Origin of the sequence: Plectonema radiosum NIES-515 (assembly GCF_025753815.1) — a bacterium.
Lineage (GTDB): Bacteria > Cyanobacteriota > Cyanobacteriia > Cyanobacteriales > Nostocaceae > Hassallia > Hassallia radiosum_A.
On record NZ_JAOWRF010000002.1, the window covers coordinates 1 to 19262 of the forward strand.

The 19262-nt window shown below is 42.0% G+C and carries 7 protein-coding genes; 3 read left to right on the forward strand and 4 right to left on the reverse strand.

Annotated elements, in window-relative coordinates; genetic code table 11:
• Positions 1–131: 131 nt before the first annotated feature.
• Entirely contained in the window at positions 132–482 is a 351-nt protein-coding gene (locus tag OGM63_RS00300) for an ArsR/SmtB family transcription factor (protein WP_263743496.1), read from the reverse strand.
• A 79-nt stretch (positions 483–561) separates the two neighbouring features.
• On the opposite strand from OGM63_RS00300, the gene trxA reads away from it, so the two are divergent.
• From trxA to OGM63_RS00315, 3 genes are all read left to right on the forward strand, one after another.
• Positions 562–897, forward strand: coding sequence for a thioredoxin (trxA, locus tag OGM63_RS00305; RefSeq protein ID WP_263743497.1), 336 nt, complete (start codon positions 562–564; stop codon positions 895–897).
• A gap of 235 nt (positions 898–1132) precedes the next feature.
• Positions 1133–2209: an NADH:flavin oxidoreductase/NADH oxidase gene (locus OGM63_RS00310; protein ID WP_263743498.1), complete on the forward strand. Its 1077-nt coding sequence runs from the start codon at positions 1133–1135 to the stop codon at positions 2207–2209.
• Between the two features lie 86 nt (positions 2210–2295).
• Positions 2296–2961, forward strand: a complete 666-nt coding sequence (locus tag OGM63_RS00315) for a nitroreductase family protein (RefSeq protein ID WP_263743499.1) — start codon at positions 2296–2298, stop codon at positions 2959–2961.
• Positions 2962–3549: 588 nt separating this feature from the next.
• On the opposite strand, the gene OGM63_RS00320 is transcribed toward OGM63_RS00315, so the two are convergent.
• From OGM63_RS00320 to OGM63_RS00330, 3 genes are read right to left on the reverse strand one after another with little or no spacing between them, the layout of a single operon-like run.
• Complete coding sequence (locus OGM63_RS00320; RefSeq protein ID WP_263743500.1) at positions 3550–4302, reverse strand: aspartate/glutamate racemase family protein; 753 nt, start codon at positions 4300–4302, stop codon at positions 3550–3552.
• Positions 4303–4342: 40 nt separating this feature from the next.
• The gene (locus tag OGM63_RS00325; protein WP_263743501.1) at positions 4343–15616 is read right to left on the reverse strand and encodes a non-ribosomal peptide synthetase; all 11274 of its coding nucleotides are present in this window, start codon (positions 15614–15616) and stop codon (positions 4343–4345) included.
• Positions 15613–19155 carry a type I polyketide synthase gene (locus OGM63_RS00330; RefSeq protein ID WP_263743502.1) on the reverse strand — a complete coding sequence of 1181 codons (3543 nt, stop codon included), beginning with the start codon at positions 19153–19155 and terminating at the stop codon, positions 15613–15615. The genes OGM63_RS00325 and OGM63_RS00330 overlap by 4 nt, the downstream gene beginning before the upstream one ends.
• Positions 19156–19262: the final 107 nt, after the last annotated feature.

Here is a 19262-nt window from a genome sequence, read left to right on the forward strand (position 1 = left end):
GGGGGGACGACTTGGGGACTTGGGGACAAACAGACAAGCAAATAAGGAGAATTCAAAATTTAATACTCTCTCCCCCATTCCCCCACACCACGCTTCCCCATGCCCAATTCCCAATTCCCAATTCCCCATATCTAAAGTGAAACACTTTTCACCGCAGTTTCGTGTTGACAAATTTGCATCGGTTGAGCCGATCGCAATACCGCATCCAACAACCCCGGAAACAATTCGTTTATTTCCTCGCGCCGCAGCGTGTTAATATGCTGTGTGCCTTCTTTGTGCGTGAAGACTACCCCCGATTCCCGCAAAATTTTAAAGTGATTGGACATCGTAGATTTGGCGATCGCAAAATCAAACCCCGCACACGGTTGCGCTCCCACACTCGCAAGCAACCGCACAATCTCCAGCCTTACCGGATCGCCTAAAGCATACAACACTCCTGATAAATAAATATCTTTTTGGTCTGGGTGATAAAGAAATCTCATAGTTGCACTATCTCGGAAAATAAACTATATTGTAGTTATTCGATTATATCGAATTAACGAATCTTACAGGAGGACAGCTATGTCATCCGTTACAAACGTAACAGAAGCAACCTTTAAGCAAGAAGTCCTAGAAAGTCAAATTCCCGTGTTAGTGGACTTTTGGGCACCTTGGTGCGGTCCTTGTCGCATGGTGGCTCCAGTAGTCGATGAGTTTGCTGGTGAACATGTAGGACTGGTGAAAGTGGTGAAACTGAACACAGATGAAAATCCCACCGTCGCTAGCCATTATGGAATTCGCAGCATTCCCACACTATTAGTCTTTAAAGGTGGTCGGCAAGTAGATACGGTTGTAGGTGCAGTACCCAAAACAACTTTGACTAAAACTTTAGCACAGTATCTGGGGACTAGGGACTAGGGACTGGGGACTGGGGACTGGGAGGACAAGGGGGACAAGGAGGACTAGGGGGACAATTCTTTCTCCCCCCCATCCCCCCATCCCATTTTTATGGTAGTGGTTAAAAAGGATACACAGACTATCCAGCGATCGCTAGTTAAACTATTCTACTAACGTGAATCAGACAAAGTTTTCATGGTGATGATTGCACAGGCGATCGCTTCATCTTGACTAACAAAAACACGGGGGAAAAATCATGCCACACTTATTCGATTCTTATCAACTCAAAGACGTAAAATTACGTAATCGCATCGGGATTTCGCCGATGTGTCAATATAGTTCCGATGATGGAATGGCTAACGATTTCCATTTAGTTCATCTTGGTTCGCGTGCAGTAGGTGGTGCAGGATTAATTATCGCCGAGGCTACCGCTGTGGAACCGCGAGGACGCATCACACCAAAAGATGCGGGAATTTGGTCAGACAAACACATTGAACCCCTACACCGCATCAACAAGTTTATCAAAGAACATGGTGCAGTACCAGGGATTCAGCTAGCCCACGCAGGACGAAAAGCCAGCGCAGCGCGTCCGTGGGAAGGTGATAATTCCCTTAAAGATTCTGAAGGTGGTTGGGAGACAATCGCACCAAGCGCGATCGCCTTTGATGATGATAAATTATGGCGAGTTCCCAATGAAATGACACGCCAAGATATTCAGCAAATACAGGATGATTTTCGTAGTGCGGCAGTGCGATCGCTTGAAGCTGGATATGAATGGTTAGAATTACATTTTGCCCACGGTTATTTAGCACACAGCTTTTATTCACCGCTATCTAACAAACGTACAGATGAGTATGGTGGGAGCTTTGAAAATAGAATTCGCTTTTTGTTAGAAACAACAAGCGCTGTCAGGGAAGTATGGCCCGATCGCCTGCCCTTAACTGCCAGATTATCATGTTCTGATTGGGTAGAAGGCGGTTGGACAATTGATGATTCGGTGGAATTGTCGAAAAAGCTGAAAGTTGAAGGTGTCGATTTGATTGATTGTAGTTCGGGTTTCAACACAAACGATAACAAAAACATTCCCTTTGGTTCTGGTTGGCAAATTCCCTTTTCTGAAAAGATTCGTAACAATGCCGACATTGCCACCGGTGCTGTGGGTTTGATTACCAGCCCCATGCAAGCCGATGAAATTATCCGCAATAATCGTGCAGATATTGTACTATTAGCAAGGGAATCATTACGTGACCCTTACTGGGCTTATCACGCTGCCCAAGAACTTCGCAAGAAAAATATTGCTACATTGCCGATACAATATGCAAGTTGGCTGTAAAAAGCTGCAACTTTTAAACAAAGCCTGGGAAACTAGTTAATTTCTTGCTTTGTGCTGACTTTGCTGGATTATTATCCCATAAATATATGAATCCAATCACGCAAGTTCAATCTCTAGATGTACCGAGCGCGATCGCTCAACGTCGTTCGATCAAAAGTTTCAAATCAGACCCCATATCAAAAGAACTGCTGCATCAACTAGTTGAGTTAACCGTAGCCGCACCCAGCAGCTATAATATTCAAGATTGGCGAATTGTGCTTGTGCAAGATGAAGCGCAAAGAGCAGCTTTATGTGCAGCATCTTGGAATCAACAACAAATCATCCAAGCACCTGTTAGTTTTGTCTTTGCTTGCGATCCCTACGCAGGGGAAAAAGACTTAACCCCAGTTTTTGAGCAGGGATTACAAACTGGCGCTTGGAATGAAGGCACGGTAAACTATTTTAAAACAGCTATTCCTCAGTTTCATGGCGCACTTGGAGACAAACGGCGAGAATACGCCATCAAAGATGCGATGATTGCAGCGACACATTTAGTATTAGCAGCCGAAAGTTTAGGTTTGTCCACCTGTTTTATGAATGGCTGGATTGAAGACAAAGTAAAAGAAGTGATTGGTGCTGCGAACGAACCAGATTTAGCGATCGCTGTTGTTGTTCCTGTTGGTTATGCAGCCGAACCACGTCTTAATCCCGGTCGTTTGCCATTTTCTCATAACGTGTTTATAGATAAATTAGGCAACCCCTACCAAGGTTAACCCGTTCCCAAGTTTTGCCAGAGCGGCTCATTTTAATGCGTTTGTAGTGAGCGATTTATCGCTCAAATTCAAAGCCTAAAACCGCTTACTACAAACTTTCGTGAAGGAGTGCGTAAGTACTAATTGTGCTCATGTTAATTAGTAGACATCTCCAACAATTAAATATGCGTTATCCAAACCCCAAGAGACGCGATGGTCCGAAGTCACAATAATTCTTTTTCGGAGATGTCTAGTGGACTAACGTCGTGAAAATGAATGTAGAGACGTAGCACTGCTACGTCTCTGAGGATGTTTTCCAACAGCAGAAGCATTTAAAAATCAGGCACTTGATATTGAAAAATCGCGATCGCTTTTATTTTACCAATCGGCGAAGACGATTCAATGACAAAAAAAACACCCGTCTCATTAGAACCGTTAGGTGCCGCAGTTTCATGGTAATTGCAGACGTGCGGGTAATTGACCCGTTACTGCACATCATCTGTTGGCAGTGCTGCGGTGATTGTCAGTGCGTACACGATCCCCTAAACCCTTGTAGAGACGTAAGCTAGCTACGTCTCTACGTATGACTCTGGAGATGTCTACTATATTTTATTCAGTCCACCTACTTAATAACCCGTAACTAATTTGAGAATACTGTTTATTGTCATGAGTATTTAAAACAGCACTTCTCAACTTTTGAGCAACAATGGTCAAAGGATCTAAAAAGATATGATTACTTGAATTTTCTTCTGATATAAAGTATTTATTTAGTAAATGAATTTCTGTGCAGCCTGCTATCAAACAATCTGTTTTGTACTTTTTCATCAGTCTCTCTAAAAAGGTAATATCGGATTGAAACGAATAATTATGGTTCTTAATTTGATAAATCGTTTTGTGGATAGTATCTTGGTCTTTATCATCAAGAAGGACAATGCGTTTTTCCGCAAGCTCCCACAGACTATTGTTTTGGAATATTTTTAGTTTTCGTGTTCCATTCGTACACAATAATAAATAGTTTTGTTTTCGTTCTAAGACCTCATTCAGAATAATATCTATAAGCGAGATTAGTCGCTCTTTCAGATGGCTTGGAAGTTGGGGTAAGAGGTAATGCGATGTGATACAACAGATGACGATCTTAGAAACCTGCAACTCACATAATTGGTACAAGGCATTAGTTAAGTGTTCAAGTAGTAAACTATACTCTCCTTTTAGTAAGACCTCACTTCTATCAGGAAAAGTTGGGTCGGAATAAAGAATAACTTTAGGTGCTTCTTGTTCTCTTTCTCCAAGATTATGTTGATATATTGTCTTGATAAATTCTGCTGATGCTAAAGGACCCATTCCACCTACGATTCCTAACATATCTCTACCAAAATAATTTCCATGTCTAAAATTCGTACAATTAATGTTTACTTTCTGGTTTGAAAATCTCCTGCCTTACAGCATCCGGAAGTGTTAACTCCTCTTGAGAGGAGACTTGAACTCGGTGTCGATCGCGAGAAATCTTTGTGATTTTAGGTGTGTCAATTTCAGCACCTCCAGTCACTTTAATTTTTTCAATGGCTACAGCTAGTTCAGCAGGAGTTGGTGCCTCAAATAAAGTTCGTAGAGGCAGATTTACTTTGAGTGCCTCCCGCAAGCGAGAAGCAACTTGAGTCGCAAGTAAAGAATGCCCTCCAAGTTCAAAGAAGTTATCATCAACACTTAGGTGCTGAATTTTCAGAATTGCTGCAAAGATACTGACAATCACTTCCTCAGTCGGGGTACGAGGTTTAATATTGCTAGCACTCGAACCTACTTCTTGAGATGGGGTAGGTAGAGCACGACGATTGACTTTACCACTAGCAGTTAGTGGCAAAGCGTCTAACACAACAAAGGCTGATGGCATCAGAAACTCCGGCAACCGCTGTTTGAGAAAGTAGCGCAGGTCTTTAAGAGTTAATATTTGATTTAGTTTGGCAACTACATAGGCAACTAAGCGTTTATCCTCATCTGAGAGTTGTGTGGCAATCACCACACTTTCTGCCACAGCTGGGTGCTCGTTCAATACCGTTTCAATTTCCGCAGGTTGAATCCGTATTCCGTGAATCTTAATTTGGTCGTCCAATCGACCCAAAACTTCAACGGCTCCATCCGGACGATAGCGTCCCTTGTCGCCAGTATAGTAGAACAAATCCTCTGGGTCACTGCCGTCATGGTTGGGCACAAACCGTTGCTGTTGTTCGGATGTCGCATTAATATAGCCTAAAGTGCGGAAGGGAGTGCGTATAATAATTTCCCCTATTTCACCAATTCCACACAACTGCTTAGTTGAATTTAATACTAATACTTGCGTGTAGGGAAGCGCCCAACCCCCTGGCATAATACCTGTTGGAATCTCACTAGGCACTCTGTAGAAGCATTTGACCATTGTAGTCTCTGTTGCTCCATAGAGATTTACCACCTGCCCAGCTTCTGGAAAAGTCTGTCGCCATTGTTGAACGAACGTCCCAGTTAAAGGTTCTCCAGAAAAGAAAATCCAGCGCAACGACCTTAAGTGAATTCCGAATGGTACTTGTGTTAGCCACGACTGCGCCACCGGAGGAACTGTGTGTACTACAGTGATTTGCTCTTTTTCCAACCAGCTTAACACCCAATCTGACCCTAAGTCCGAGTCCGAGTCAGGCAAACATAGTGTTGCTCCACTGGTCAAAGGCAGAAAAACATCTCTGAGGATAGCATCAAAAGTGAGACTAGTTAATTGGGCAACTCGGTCAAAAGTACCAATCTCAAAAGTTTGGCGTTGCCAGTCAAGAAAATGGGAAATACCTTTGTGAGTCCCCAACACTCCTTTCGGTGTCCCTGTGCTACCAGAGGTGAAGAAGATGTAAGCTCTATGCTCTGGAGTCAGAGTTGGCAAACAGCAGCTGGTTTTTGGTAAAATTGTTGTTGCAGTCTGTGGATCAACATCAATAATCTCTAAGAAGCTTTCTGTCAGATGTACTTGTTTTGACCCAATGTCCACATTCAAGAGATACTTAGCTTCAGCCTCCTCTATCATCAGTTGCTGACGATGAGTTGGAAGGTTTAAATCAAGCAGGAGCAACACAGCACCGCTGAAGAATACCCCAAGCATACTGGCAATCAGTCCGAAGCTCCTCGAACCGCACACAGCTACGACATCTCCAGGTTGCACACCGCAACTTAAGAGAACCTCTGCAATAGTATGGGCACTTTGGGACAATTCCTGATAAGTCCACGTCTGACCATTCTGACGGATAGCTGATTGCTCTGGTGCTTGCTGTGCCCAAGCAGCAAAGAGAGCAGTCACTGGTTCGTAGTGAGGTTGATCAAGCCCAGCACTCGGATCTGGCAACAAGGAGCGCGACAGTGGTGTAATTAGAGAATAAGATTGAAGGGAACGCTCAGGTTCAGCCACGATTTGTTGCACTAAATGCTCAAACTGTTCCAAAAAAACAGTCATACGTTCGGATGAGAAAAGGTTCTGCCGATACACCACGATTATGTTGAGTTCCTCTGCCACCTCTTGAACGTATACTGTCAAAAAGAATTTTGACTCCAACTGTGTTAGCTCCAACGGCTCAAAAGTCAAGCCGGGAATTTCCAGTGCTACCTCCGGCGTATTGATCGTGTTGAAGGTAACATCAAACAATGGATGCCGACTTAATGAGCGTTCCGGACGCAGTTCTTCTACCAACTTTTCAAAAGGAATGTCTTGATGGCTATAAGCTGAGAGTGTAACTTCACGCACTTTTGTCAACAATTGCCGAAAGCTAGGATTTCCTGACAAGTCAGTGCGTAAGGGTAGAGTGTTTAAAAAACAGCCAATTAGCTCTTCAGTTCCTAAGTGGTTACGACCTGCAATCGGTGAACCGACAATAATATCTTCCTGTCCAGTGTGCCGGGACAGTAATACTTTGAATGCAGCCAACAAGGTCATAAACACAGTGACTCCCTCTTGCCTGCTCAAAGTTTTAACTGCGGTGGTAACAGACTTGGGCAAACGTAGAACTTGCTGTGCTCCTTGATAATTCTGCGTTGGTGAATGGGGGTAATCAATAGGTAGCTGTAGTACTGGTAAATTACCACCAAGTTGCTGCTTCCAATAGCTCAGTTGGGTTTCTAAAATTTCTCCCTGAAGCCATTGTCGCTGCCAGCACGCGAAATCAGTATACTGGATTGGTAAGGCGGGCAACACACAAGGTTGTTGATGCAAGGCTGCTTCATACAAAGCAATCAGTTCTCGAACAAAAATGCTGATTGACCAAGCATCGAAAACTATATGATGTAAAGTTACTAGCAGTACGTGACTTTGCTCTGCCAGTTGCAAAAGTTTAAAGCGGATTGGGGAACCGTTAGCAAGGTCAAAGGGTTGCTGGGCTTCTTGGGTTGCCTCCGATTGTACCCAAGCAGGTTGCTCCATAGTTGTTGCTGGGCGCAAATCTACAACGGGAATGGTAACTGCTGTGGGAGTGGCGATCGCTTGCATTGGAGTCCCGTTGACCGTTGCAAAACTTGTACGCAGAACCGAGTGGCGTTGGATAATTTCAGTTAGAGCCTGCTCCAAGGCTTCTACATTAAGCGCTCCAGATATTTGCAACGCAGCTGGCATATTGTAGGTAGCACTGTCCGATTCTAGTTGGTCTAAAAACCATAGCCGTTCTTGCGCCCAAGATAGGGGCAAACTCTCAGTATTCATAGTTACTGCCTCAATCCGAGGAACTACTATTCCTGAAGCAGTCTGACGCAGTGCCCAGATAGCTTGAGCGAGTTCGGCAACGGTCGGTGTTTCAAATAAAGTGCGTAAGGGCACCTCAACTTGGAAGCTTGACCGCAAGCGAGAGACAACTTGAGTTGCTAGTAGGGAATGTCCACCAAGTTCAAAAAAGTTGTTGTAAATTCCCACCTGTTCCAGTTTTAAAACTGAGGCAAAGATATTAGCAATAATTTCTTCTGTGGGATTGCGGGGCACTACATACTCATCTGAGCGACTTGGCTCCAAATCTGGTATAGGTAAAGCACGGCGATCGATCTTCTGATTGGGAGTCAAGGGCAGAGATTCTAAAGTCACAAATGCTGACGGAATCATGTAAGTAGGTAACTTCTGCAACAGAAAAGAGCGCAACTGCTCGGTTGTTACTATCTCGGACTGTTTTGGAATTACATAGCCGACCAGTCGCTTTTCATTGGCTGCGTTTCCTTGCACTGTTACCACCGCTTGGCTTAACTGTGGGTGTTTGTTTAACACCGCTTCCACTTCACCCAATTCAATGCGGAAGCCGCGAACCTTCACCTGGTCATCAATGCGACCGAGATACTCAATATCACCATTGGGCAAATAGCGAGCTAAATCTCCCGTCTGATAAAGCCGACCTTCTAGTTGATCGTTAAATGGATTAGAAATAAAACGTTCTGTCGTCAACTGCTGACGATTCAAGTAACCTCGTGCTAAACCATATCCCCCAACATACATTTGCCCTTTAACCCCAATTGGCACTGGTTGTAAGTTGTCATCGAGGATATACATTTGTAAATCGGCAATTGGACAACCAATCACACTGGTACTGCTGTTAAGGTCTTTAATTGTTAGGGGTCGATAAGTAACATGCACAGTTGTTTCTGTAATACCGTACATATTTACTAATTGTGGACTTTGATCGCCGTGTCGTTCAAACCAAGGTTTTAAGCTTTGTAACTCCAGGGCTTCCCCACCAAAAATAACTAGCCGTAAACTTAGTTGTGGTTGTGTGTCGTCAGATTGTTCTACTGAAATCAGTTGGCAAAAAGCCGATGGGGTTTGGTTGAGTACTGTTACATTTTCTGAACACAACAAGTCGTAGAAGGTTTTAGGATCTCGACTTATCCAGTAGGGGACAATTACAAGGCGTCCACCATAAAATAAGGCTCCCCAAATTTCCCACACAGAAAAGTCAAAAGCAATGGAGTGGAAATTAGTCCAAACATCATTTGCATTAAAGTGATACCAAGGCTGAGTGGCTGCGAATAAACGAACCACGTTTCTGTGCTCAACTAAAACACCCTTTGGTTGTCCAGTAGAACCAGAAGTGTAGATAACATAAGCCAAATTATCAGAACTTACCCCAGCATCAAGATTCTTTTGGCTGTGTTGGGCGATCGCGTCCCAATCTGTATCCAAAGTAACCACTTGTGCAGTATGTGATGGCAAAGATTCCAGCAACGATTCTTGGGTTAACAACACCTCAACATCCGAATCTGCCAACATATAACTCAGCCGTTCTTGGGGATATGTTGGATCTAATGGTACATAAGCACCACCAGCCTTAAGTATACCCAATAATCCCACCACCATCTCCACAGAACGTTCCACACAAATACCTACCAGCACCTCTGGTTTGACTCCCAAGCTTTGCAGGTGATGTGCTAGTTGATTCGCTCTTTGATTTAATTGCTGGTAGGTCAACTGCTCCTTCTCAAACACCACCGCTAGAGCATTGGGGGTTTTCTCTACCTGCTCCTCAAACAATTGATGAATGCATTTATCAGTGGGATATTCACACTCAGTATCATTCCACTCCACTAATAACTGGTGACGTTCTGCTTCACTTAATAGCGGTAATTCACCCACAGTTTGTTGAGGATTTTCGACAATTGCTGAGAAAATGGTTTGCAGATGTCCTAACATCCGTGCGATCGCATCTTCTTCAAACCGAACAGTATCGTAACTAATCTTAATTAACAACTGCTCTCCAGGCACTGCAACTACAGTCAGTGGATAATTCGTTTGTTCAAAACTCTTTATCTCGCTTAACTGTAGCGAACCATTTTGATTGAACAAAGAACTATTAACTGGATAATTCTCAAACACCACAATACTCTCAAACAAAGGCATTCCCCCAGATATCTCGCTCATGGCTTGAATATCAACAAGGGGAGTGTAAGAGTAATGCTGTAATTCCAACATTAACTGTTGTATTTGTTCCAGCCAAGGTATTAGTTGCTCCTGGGGGGATATTAAAAGACGTAATGGTAAGGTATTGATAAACAATCCCACCATATTTTCCACCCCAGACAAACTGGGAGTCCGACCAGAAACAGTCACACCAAATACTATATCTTTTTCACCACTATAACGACTTAAGAGTATTGCCCAAGCAGCTTGGATTATAGTTGCTAAAGTCACATGATGTTGTTGTGCTGCATATTGTAACTCACGGCTCAATTCAGCAGACAAACGTAATTCAAGTTCAAAGTAATTCGAGTCTTGCGGCTGATTTTGATACTGAGTTTTATCTACTAATAGAGGAGTGGGAGCGCTAAAATCGTGCAAAGTTTGTCGCCAAAATTCAGAAGCAGCTTTTTTGTCTTGAGAATTCAACCACGCGATATAATTACGGTAGGGAGATGGTGTTGGCAAATAACAAGTTTCACCTCGAAGTTCAGCCTCGTAGAAACTTAAAACTTCTTTAAAGATAATGGGTAAACACCATCCATCCATCAGGATGTGGTGGAAGCTCCAAATAAATTTATAACTATCATCACTTAGTTTAATTAACGTACATTTCATCAATGGTGCTTGGTTGAATTGAACACCATGCTCTCTTTGTGTTTGCAACAACTCTAAAAATTGCTGTTGTTGAAGAGTTGGTGATAACGAAAGCCAATTAAGATTACTCCAAGGTAAATCCACCTGTTTCAACACCACTTGTAATGGAGTTTGGCGATTTTCCCAAACAAAGAATGTACGTAAAATTGAATGTCTATCTACAACTTTTTGCCAAGCAGATTCAAAAGCAGCAACATTGATATTACCCTGCAAATTCAAGGTCAACTGTTCAAAATACACCCCACTTTCCGGAGCATAAAGACTGTGGAACAGCATCCCTTGTTGCGTGGGAGAAAGTGGATAAATTGAATCAATATTTTTAGATTTGATCGAAAGCTGTAATTCATCAACTTCTAATTGATTCAACTGTGCATCTGGGAAATCTGACGGTGTATATCCAAAAGCATCTTCTGACTGACAATGTTCTATTATTGACCTGATTGCTTGAATATAGCTCTGTGCCAAATTCTCCACTGTCGAACGAGTATGAACATTACTACTGTAAGTCCAATCAATTTGTAATTCACCTTCTACCACCAGAGCATCAATATCTAATAGATGGTCACGAGTTTGCTTTGAACTTTTGTTAGCTCCAGTGGATTCAGGTGCAAATTTCCAACCAGTTTGTGATTGTACTTGGTCAAATTGTCCTAGATAGTTAAAACTAATTCCTGGAGTCGGAATAGTCTGTAGTTGTTCATGAATAGTAGGAGTTTCACACAAGTAACGCAAAATACCGTAGCCAATTCCCCGATTGGGAATGACTCGTAATTGTTCTTTAATTGACTTGATAACTTCTGCTGGTTGGTCTAATTTTGGTAATTGCAATAATACGGGAAACACACTGGTAAACCAACCTACAGTCCGTGATAAGTCTACATCCGCAAATAGTTCTTCTCTACCATGTCCCTCCAAGTCAATTAGTACCGTGGAATTTCCCGTCCACTCTGCTAATGTTTGTACTAATGCACTTACGAGTATATCGTTAACTTGTGTGTTGTAAGCCTCATTTACTGACAATAACAGAGTGCGGGTTTCTTCTACACTCAATTTCACTGACACAGAAGCAGCACTACCAACTGTATTTTCTGCATAATCTAATGGTAGTGGTGTTGTCTGAGACCAAGGTTGGTTAAGCCAATATTCTAACTCTTGTTTGATAATTTCTGATTGTGCATAATTGTTTAATTGCTCTGCCCAATCAATAAATGCTGTTGTTTTGGGACTTAGTTGTATCGGTTTTTGAGCGACTAGTTGTTGATAAATTATTTCTAGGTCTGATAATAAAATTCGCCAACTTACACCATCTACTACTAAGTGATGAATAATAATTAGTAAACGGGCATCACATTCACTACCCAAGTTAAACATCACCACTTGCATTATCGGTCCTGTGGACAAGTTTAAACTGGCTTGAAATTCTGTGGCGATTTTTGTTAAGGCTTGTGGTTGTGAGAGTCTAGGTATTGATGATAAATCGACTACGGAAAATGGTACTCTATCATCTTTGCTCTGATTTATTTGTTTGTGTTCAGATGCTTCTGATGTGAATCGTAAACGCAGCGCATCGTGATGCTCTATTAATTTTTTCCAGGCTAATTCGATTAATTCACTTTGCACCCTCTTGGGAATCTGCAATAAAACTGACTGGTTATAATGGTGTGCTTCTTCGGGATTTTGTCCCAAGAACCAGTGTTGAATTGGTGTTAGGGGTGCAACTCCAGTCACTATACCTTGTTGAGCAGTTACGCTAACTGTTGTATTGGCAACTGTGGCTAATTCCGCTATGGTTTGATTTTGGAATATTTGTTTGGGAGTAATTTTTACTCCTGAATTTTTGGCACGAGAAACTACTTGAATGCTCAGGATGGAATCACCACCGATTTCAAAAAAGTTGTCGTGGATACTGACTTTTTCTTTGAGCAGCAGTTCTTGCCAAATGTTGGTTAAGATTTGTTCTATAGCTGTACTTGGTGCTACGTATTCATGTTCTCTGGTGATTTCCCCATCAGTTGCTGGTAGTGAAGAGCGGTCTATTTTGCCGTTGGGTGTTAACGGTAGGGTGTCTAACACGACAAAGGCAGAAGGCACCATGTATTCTGGTAGTTTTTGTCTGAGGAATTCCCGCAGTTGGTAGGTGGTGAGTGATTCATTTCTAGTAACTACATAGGCAACTAAGCGTTTGTTACCAGGAATATCTTCACGAACGATAGTGACACAAGAGTTGACATCAGGGTGTTGATTAAGTACTGCCTCAATTTCTCCAAGTTCAATCCGGAATCCGCGAATTTTGACTTGGTTATCTATACGTCCTAAATACTCGATATTTTGATTTGGGAGGTAGCGAGCTAAATCCCCAGTTTTATATAAGCGTTTATATTTTGAATTTTTGAAGGGGTTGGGGATGAATTTCTCTTGTGTCAAATCGGGACGGTGAAGATAGCCTCGTGCTAAACCAGGACCACCAATGTAAATTTCTCCCCTGACACCTATGGGAACAGGTTGAAGATCAGCATCAAGAATGTAAATTTGTGTATTGGCGATCGCACAACCAATTGGTACTTTTATAATATCTGGAGACTGACAATAATAGACTGTACTCCATACTGTTGCTTCTGTCGGACCGTATTCATTAAATAAATAACTTTCTGGTAACTGTTGCCAGTGTTGTTTTACCAGGTTGCTGGAACAAGCTTCACCAGCAACAATAATTACTTTTAAAGGCACCAATTCTCTTTCTTGAGACTGTGCCAAAATCAGGGTATAGAGAGAAGGAAGACAGAGGAAATGAGAGACTTCATGATGTGTAATTAAATCTATGATTTTTGGTATTTCTCGCTGCAAGCCTTCCTGAGGTAAGATTAATTTTCCTCCACAGCAAAGAGTCCAGAAAATACCAGCCACAGAACTGTCAAAGGCAAAAGAAGAAAGTAATAAAAAGCCGTTAACAATTTTTTGATAGTTTTGATAATATTTAAGGCGATCGCTTGTAGAATGGACTAAATTCTGATGGGTAATTTGGACTCCCTTCGGTTGTCCAGTAGAACCAGAAGTGTAGATGACATAAGCCAAATTATCAGAACTTACCCCAGCATCAAGATTATTTTGGCTGTGTTGAGCGATCGCGTCCCAATCTGTATCCAAAGTAACCACTTGTGCAGTATGTGATGGTAAAGATTCCACCAACGATTCTTGGGTTAACAACACCTCAACACCCGAATCTGCCAACATATAACTCAGCCGTTCTTGGGGATATGTTGGATCTAATGGTACGTAAGCACCACCAGCCTTAAGTATACCCAACAATCCCACCACCATCTCCACAGAACGTTCCACACAAATACCTACCAGCACCTCTGGTTTGACTCCCAAGCTTTGCAGGTAATATGCTAGTTGATTCGCTCTTTGATTTAATTGTTGGTAGGTCAATTGCTGCTTCTCAAACACCACCGCTAGAGCATTGGGGGTTTTCTCTACCTGCTCCTCAAACAATTGATGAATGCATTTATCAGTGGGATATTCACACTCAGTATCATTCCACTCCACTAATAACTGGTATTTCTGCTTCTCACTCAGTAGTGGTAATTGACGGATTGATAGTTCCGGGTGAGTTACAATACCTTCTAATAGGGTTTGGAAATGACCTGTCATCCGAGCGATCGCGTCCTCATTAAATAAGTCAGCGTTATATTTGAGGACTCCAACTAAAAAGGCATCCGCATCAGCTATCTCTAGAGTCAAATCGAATTGCCCTTCCTGTTGTGGCATTTCATAAGGTTTCAGCACCAATCCCCCCCATTCTACGGCGGTGCTTACTTGACTGGAATACAATTTGAGGACATCGGGTGTTTGCTGTAGTTTTTGGAGGACGAAACAAGCTTGAAAGATCGGTGAGCGACTGATATCGCGTCTGGGCTGTAGCCGTTCTACAATCAGTGGGAAGGGATAATCTTGATGCTCTATTGCTGCTAAAACCGTGTTCCGAACTTGAGCAAGAAACTCTCTAAAGCTGGGATTTTCCGATAAATCTGCCCGCATGACTACAGGATTAACCAAATAGCCGACTATCTGCGTAAATTCTGGACGATATCTGCTTGCAGTTGGACAGCCGACTAAAATATTATTTTGATCGGTATACCGATGCAGTAGCACCTGGAAAGCAGCCAGGAGAATCGTGTATAATGTTGTTCTCTCAGACTGAGCCAGTTCCTTTAGTTTTTGGCTAAGGGTTTCGCTCAGATAAAGGGGATAGGAAGCACCATTGTAGGTTTGTTCCATCGGTCGGGGTCTATCTGTCGGCAAGTTTAGCACGGGTAGTTCTCCCGCAAGTTGTTGCTGCCAGTAGTTCCACAGACGCTCTCCCTCTGCACTCTCAATTATTGTCTTCTGCCAACGCACATAATCTTGATGGGAGTGTACAGGAGGGGGAAGAGTTACCTCTCGACCAGTTCTGAATGCTGGATAAAGCACCTTTAATTCATCCAGCAATATTCCGATTGACCAACCTTCACCGACAATATGGTGAATAACTAGTAGCAGGATATGCTCTTGCTGGGAGCGGGTAAACAGTCTCACTCGCATGACTGGTCCCCGTTCGAGATCAAAGGGGGATTCATACGCTGCAAAAACTAAACTTTTCAGTTCTTCCTCACTACTGTTGGTAGCATCGATCTGTTGGAAGTCTACTGCCTGTTCGAGATTAACCTGCTGGATCGGTTCTGTGCCTAAATTTGGAAAACTGCTACGTAAAATAGGATAGCGATCGCTCAATACCTGAAAAACTTTCTCTAAAGCTGCAACATCTACATCCGAGCAAATGCGACAATTAAAAGCTACGTTATACGCTGGACTCTCTGGTGCCAATTGCCACAAGAACCATAGCGCTCGCTGACCCCAGGAAAGGGGATAAACCTGCAAGAGATTAGGCTGCTCTTGCAGCAAATTCAGGATTTCTGCTTTATTCTCTTTAAGTTGCTCTAATACTGAGGAAGTTGCTTCATTATTGGGGGCACGATAACGCAACCGTCCATCCTCGCTCCATAATTTCCAACCTTTAATGGAAATTTCTTGTAAAAATTCAGATAAAATCATATTTCCCCCTCAATCCAATCGCTATTCTGCTCGCTTGCTTGGTTTACTTTATCGTCCCCAGTAGACTCAATTTCTCGTTCCCTATCCCCTTGAGTTAACTGCTTGTTTAACTCAGTAGCTAAAGCAGCAATAGTCGTTCCTCCGATAAATTTTATTATGGGAATATCTATGCCTAATTCCTTTTGAAGTCGATTTTTTAATTCCACTGCGGTTAAAGAATCCATCCCCATCTCCATCAGATTTCGTTCTGGTGTGGGAAATTGGGAATCTTTAAGTTTTAAAATCAGGGCAACTTTACTCTGTAAATAAGCTACTAAAAGGTCGTAGCGATCGCTCCCGGATGCATCCTTTAATTGGTGTAACACCTCCCCCAGTTGCCCTATTTCTCGTTGAAACGGCTTTAGCGATCGCACTGAAATCTGTTGCAGCAGGGTTCTCCGTTCTCGTAATTCATATAATTGTTTAAAAATAGTCCAATCAATATCAATGATGACTTGCTGTGCCGCACCTCTTTCTAAGCAATATTCCACGGTTTTCAGCAAATCTTCCGGAGAATAGTATTTTAAACCAATTTGAGCAAGTAACTTTTCGGCTCTGGTAAAATCTTGGTGATGATGCATTCCCCCACCACTTAAAGCCCCGACATTAACTGTCAATGCAGGTAATTTCAGACTATGGCGATAATGTGCAAATATATCAAGAAAGTGGCTTGCGGCTGCATAATGTCCTAGTCCTTCAGAACCCCAAACTGATGCAATAGAGGAGATACAAACAAAAAAGTCTAACTTCATCCCTAATGTGATTTGATGTAAATTCCATGTTCCTAATACTTTGGGATCGAGTACAGACTTGATCAACTCAGGTGTCATATCCTGCAAGGGGTGAAATGCAGCAACACCAGCAGCATGAAAAATTCCCCGAAGTGGTGGATAATATGCCTTAATTTTGTCAAATATTCTGACAATATCTCCTTCAACGCTAACATCAGCTTTGACAACTAAGACTTTCGCACCATTATCTTCTAGTTGAGCGATCGCTTGCCGAGCAGTACTCGAAGCATCGCTCCGTCCCACCAATACTATATTTCGCGCTCCTTTGTCAACCATCCACCGGGCAGTCTTCAGCCCTAAATGTCCTAAACCACCTGTAATCAGATATGTTGCATTGGAGTGCAAACTGATCGATTGTGTATTTGTTTGCACTTTTTGGCTAGGAACAAGCCGAGCAACATACCTAGTATCGCACCGGAGGGCAATTTGGCTCTCTCCATCTTGATGCCAAATTTGTTCAAACAAAGCCTTTGCCGCAGCATCTGTAGAAAATTCGTGAGCAATATCTACCAGTCCTCCCCAAATATGAGGCATTTCTGTAGAAAGCGATCGTCCCAGTCCCCATGTAAAAGCTTGGGCTATTGCTGACGGAACAGCTTCACTACCAGTCTTTTGCGTTCCTTGGGTTACTAACCAAAGCAGGGGCAAATGAGATGCGTTTCTTTGAGTCAGCGATTGAACTAAGCGTACCGTACTCGTTAATGTCAGAGTCCAATCCTTCTCTAATGAAGAGATTGTTGTTTCCTCCCTCGGTGTAGTATTCAAACTCCAAAGATGCACTACACCTCGGCAGGGGTATTGTGTTCCCATCTGCTCGATTAGTTCCTGCATTGCTTGAGGATCGTTTGGATCGAGGAGTATTTTACCTGGTTGAGAAATTCCCTCTTCTTTGCTATAATGTACTATAAAGCAGGTTTCTCCTTCCGCTTCTAAAAGTTCTGCAAGAATTTGACCAATACCCAGGCGATCGGCAAAGACGATCCAACTACCTGGTTCTCGAATCGAGGAAGACTCTAATTTTTCCAACGGCTTGGGTTGCCATTGCAATTCATAAAACCAATCTGCATAGTTATCTTCAATCTTGGTTTGATGGCTCAGATGTTCAACACGCTGCATCTGTAAACCGGAAACTTCTACTAATAATTTTCCGTTTTCATCGAATATGCGAACATCCCCCTGAATTGATTTCTTAACTGTGTCTACAGAAGACAAAACTGCATAACTCCAAACCTGATCGTTCATCGGTTCGTAGACTTGAAAATTCCTAATCCCCACGACTAAATATAGTAATGGCTCATGATTTGAAAGCATTTCATCAAGTAAAATTGCACCCAAAACTTGATGACAAGCTTCTAGAAGAACTGGACGAATTTTGATCAAGTCATTGGAATTGGTTTCTGTAATATCAAGCTTTATTTGTGCTAAAGCTTCTCCTTTCCCAAGCCACAAATATTCTATACCTTGAAAAGTTACTCCTAACCGAAGTCCATGCTTATTTAAGATTTTATAGTATTCTTTTGCACTTCTGCTATCTGGACATCGCCTACGAATTTCTTCGAGTGTTTCTTCTGTTGGGGGAAGAAGTTGCTCTTTTCGCAAAACATTTGGTGTAGAACTTAATAATATATTTGTTTTGGCATCTGAGATTTTTTTATCAGTTACCTGATTGTTATAGCGTTCTCGAAGTTGATTGAGATGAGGTAGATGTGACAAAATGAGATTTTTACTTGCTCCAAAGTCAAGTAAGCAACAAACTTCATCTACTCCAATATTATCCAGTTGATTGAGTAAATCAAGACATGTTTTTGGTGTGCCAATTAGTCCTCTAGCGGAGGCAAATCTTTCAAACAAAAAGTTAACAAAATCATCAAGGTCTTTTTCAGATAAACTAGATATATCTATACTCGAATTCCTACTTTGGGCTAAACCTTTAAGTAGACCAATATTAGACTTGAGATATTCGCAATAAGGGACACGCACTTGCTCCCTAACTTCATTAAAATCATCACCGACAAAAGTATGTAACATAATCGACACTATCCCTGTTTCCGGATTGTGTCCATGCTTGGTTCGTGCTTGACGATAAAGGTAAATTTTATCGGCTAATTCTTCTATATCTTGATCGAGCAGATGAGTTAAAAGATTAGCACCAATTTCTCCTGCCTTAATAAAAGTTTGAGGGTTACTAGCAGCAGTAATCCAAATTGGAAGTTCTGGTTGAATTGGTGTTGGATAAATCCTGATTTTAACCTGATTTCCGTTTCCATTGGTCCTGGAAATTAATTCACCCCGCCAAAATTTTTGGATAATATCTATACCAATAAATAGTTCCTGATGACGGTCTTTAAACTTTTCCGGAAAAAATACAAAATCATTAGGATTCCAACCGGAAGCAAAAGATATCCCAACTCTACCAGCGGACAAATTATCAACAACAGCCCAGTCTTCAGCAATTCTAATAGGATTATGAATAGGCAAAACAACACTTCCAGCTTGTAACCTTATTTGCCGAGTCTCTCTAGCCAATGCTGCATTTAAAACAGCAGGATTGGGATAAAGACTGCCAAATTTTGTAAAGTGTCTTTCTGGTGTCCAAATACTAGAAAAACCATGAATATCAGCAAATTTAGCACTTTCAATAATCAGGCTATATTTATCTCCAACTAGAGCATCTTCACTACTAGCAAAAAACATTAAACCGAATTTCATAATTTATAACAATCCTATTTTAGTTGTGAACTGACTCCTCATGGAAGTAAAGACGAACAGGTGCTGATAAATTATATAGGATTTTTATATCTCATCAGGAATTTTTG

Bases quoted from the DNA above. Each gene is read 5' to 3' on its own strand.
- OGM63_RS00330 (WP_263743502.1), bottom strand. From the start codon at position 19,155: ATGAAATTCGGTTTAATGTTTTTTGCTAGTAGTGAAGATGCTCTAGTT.
- OGM63_RS00320 (WP_263743500.1), bottom strand. From the start codon at position 4,302: ATGTTAGGAATCGTAGGTGGAATGGGTCCTTTAGCATCAGCAGAATTT.
- OGM63_RS00315 (WP_263743499.1), top strand. From the start codon at position 2,296: ATGAATCCAATCACGCAAGTTCAATCTCTAGATGTACCGAGCGCGATC.
- trxA (WP_263743497.1), top strand. From the start codon at position 562: ATGTCATCCGTTACAAACGTAACAGAAGCAACCTTTAAGCAAGAAGTC.
- OGM63_RS00300 (WP_263743496.1), bottom strand. From the start codon at position 482: ATGAGATTTCTTTATCACCCAGACCAAAAAGATATTTATTTATCAGGA.
- OGM63_RS00310 (WP_263743498.1), top strand. From the start codon at position 1,133: ATGCCACACTTATTCGATTCTTATCAACTCAAAGACGTAAAATTACGT.
- OGM63_RS00325 (WP_263743501.1), bottom strand. From the start codon at position 15,616: ATGATTTTATCTGAATTTTTACAAGAAATTTCCATTAAAGGTTGGAAA.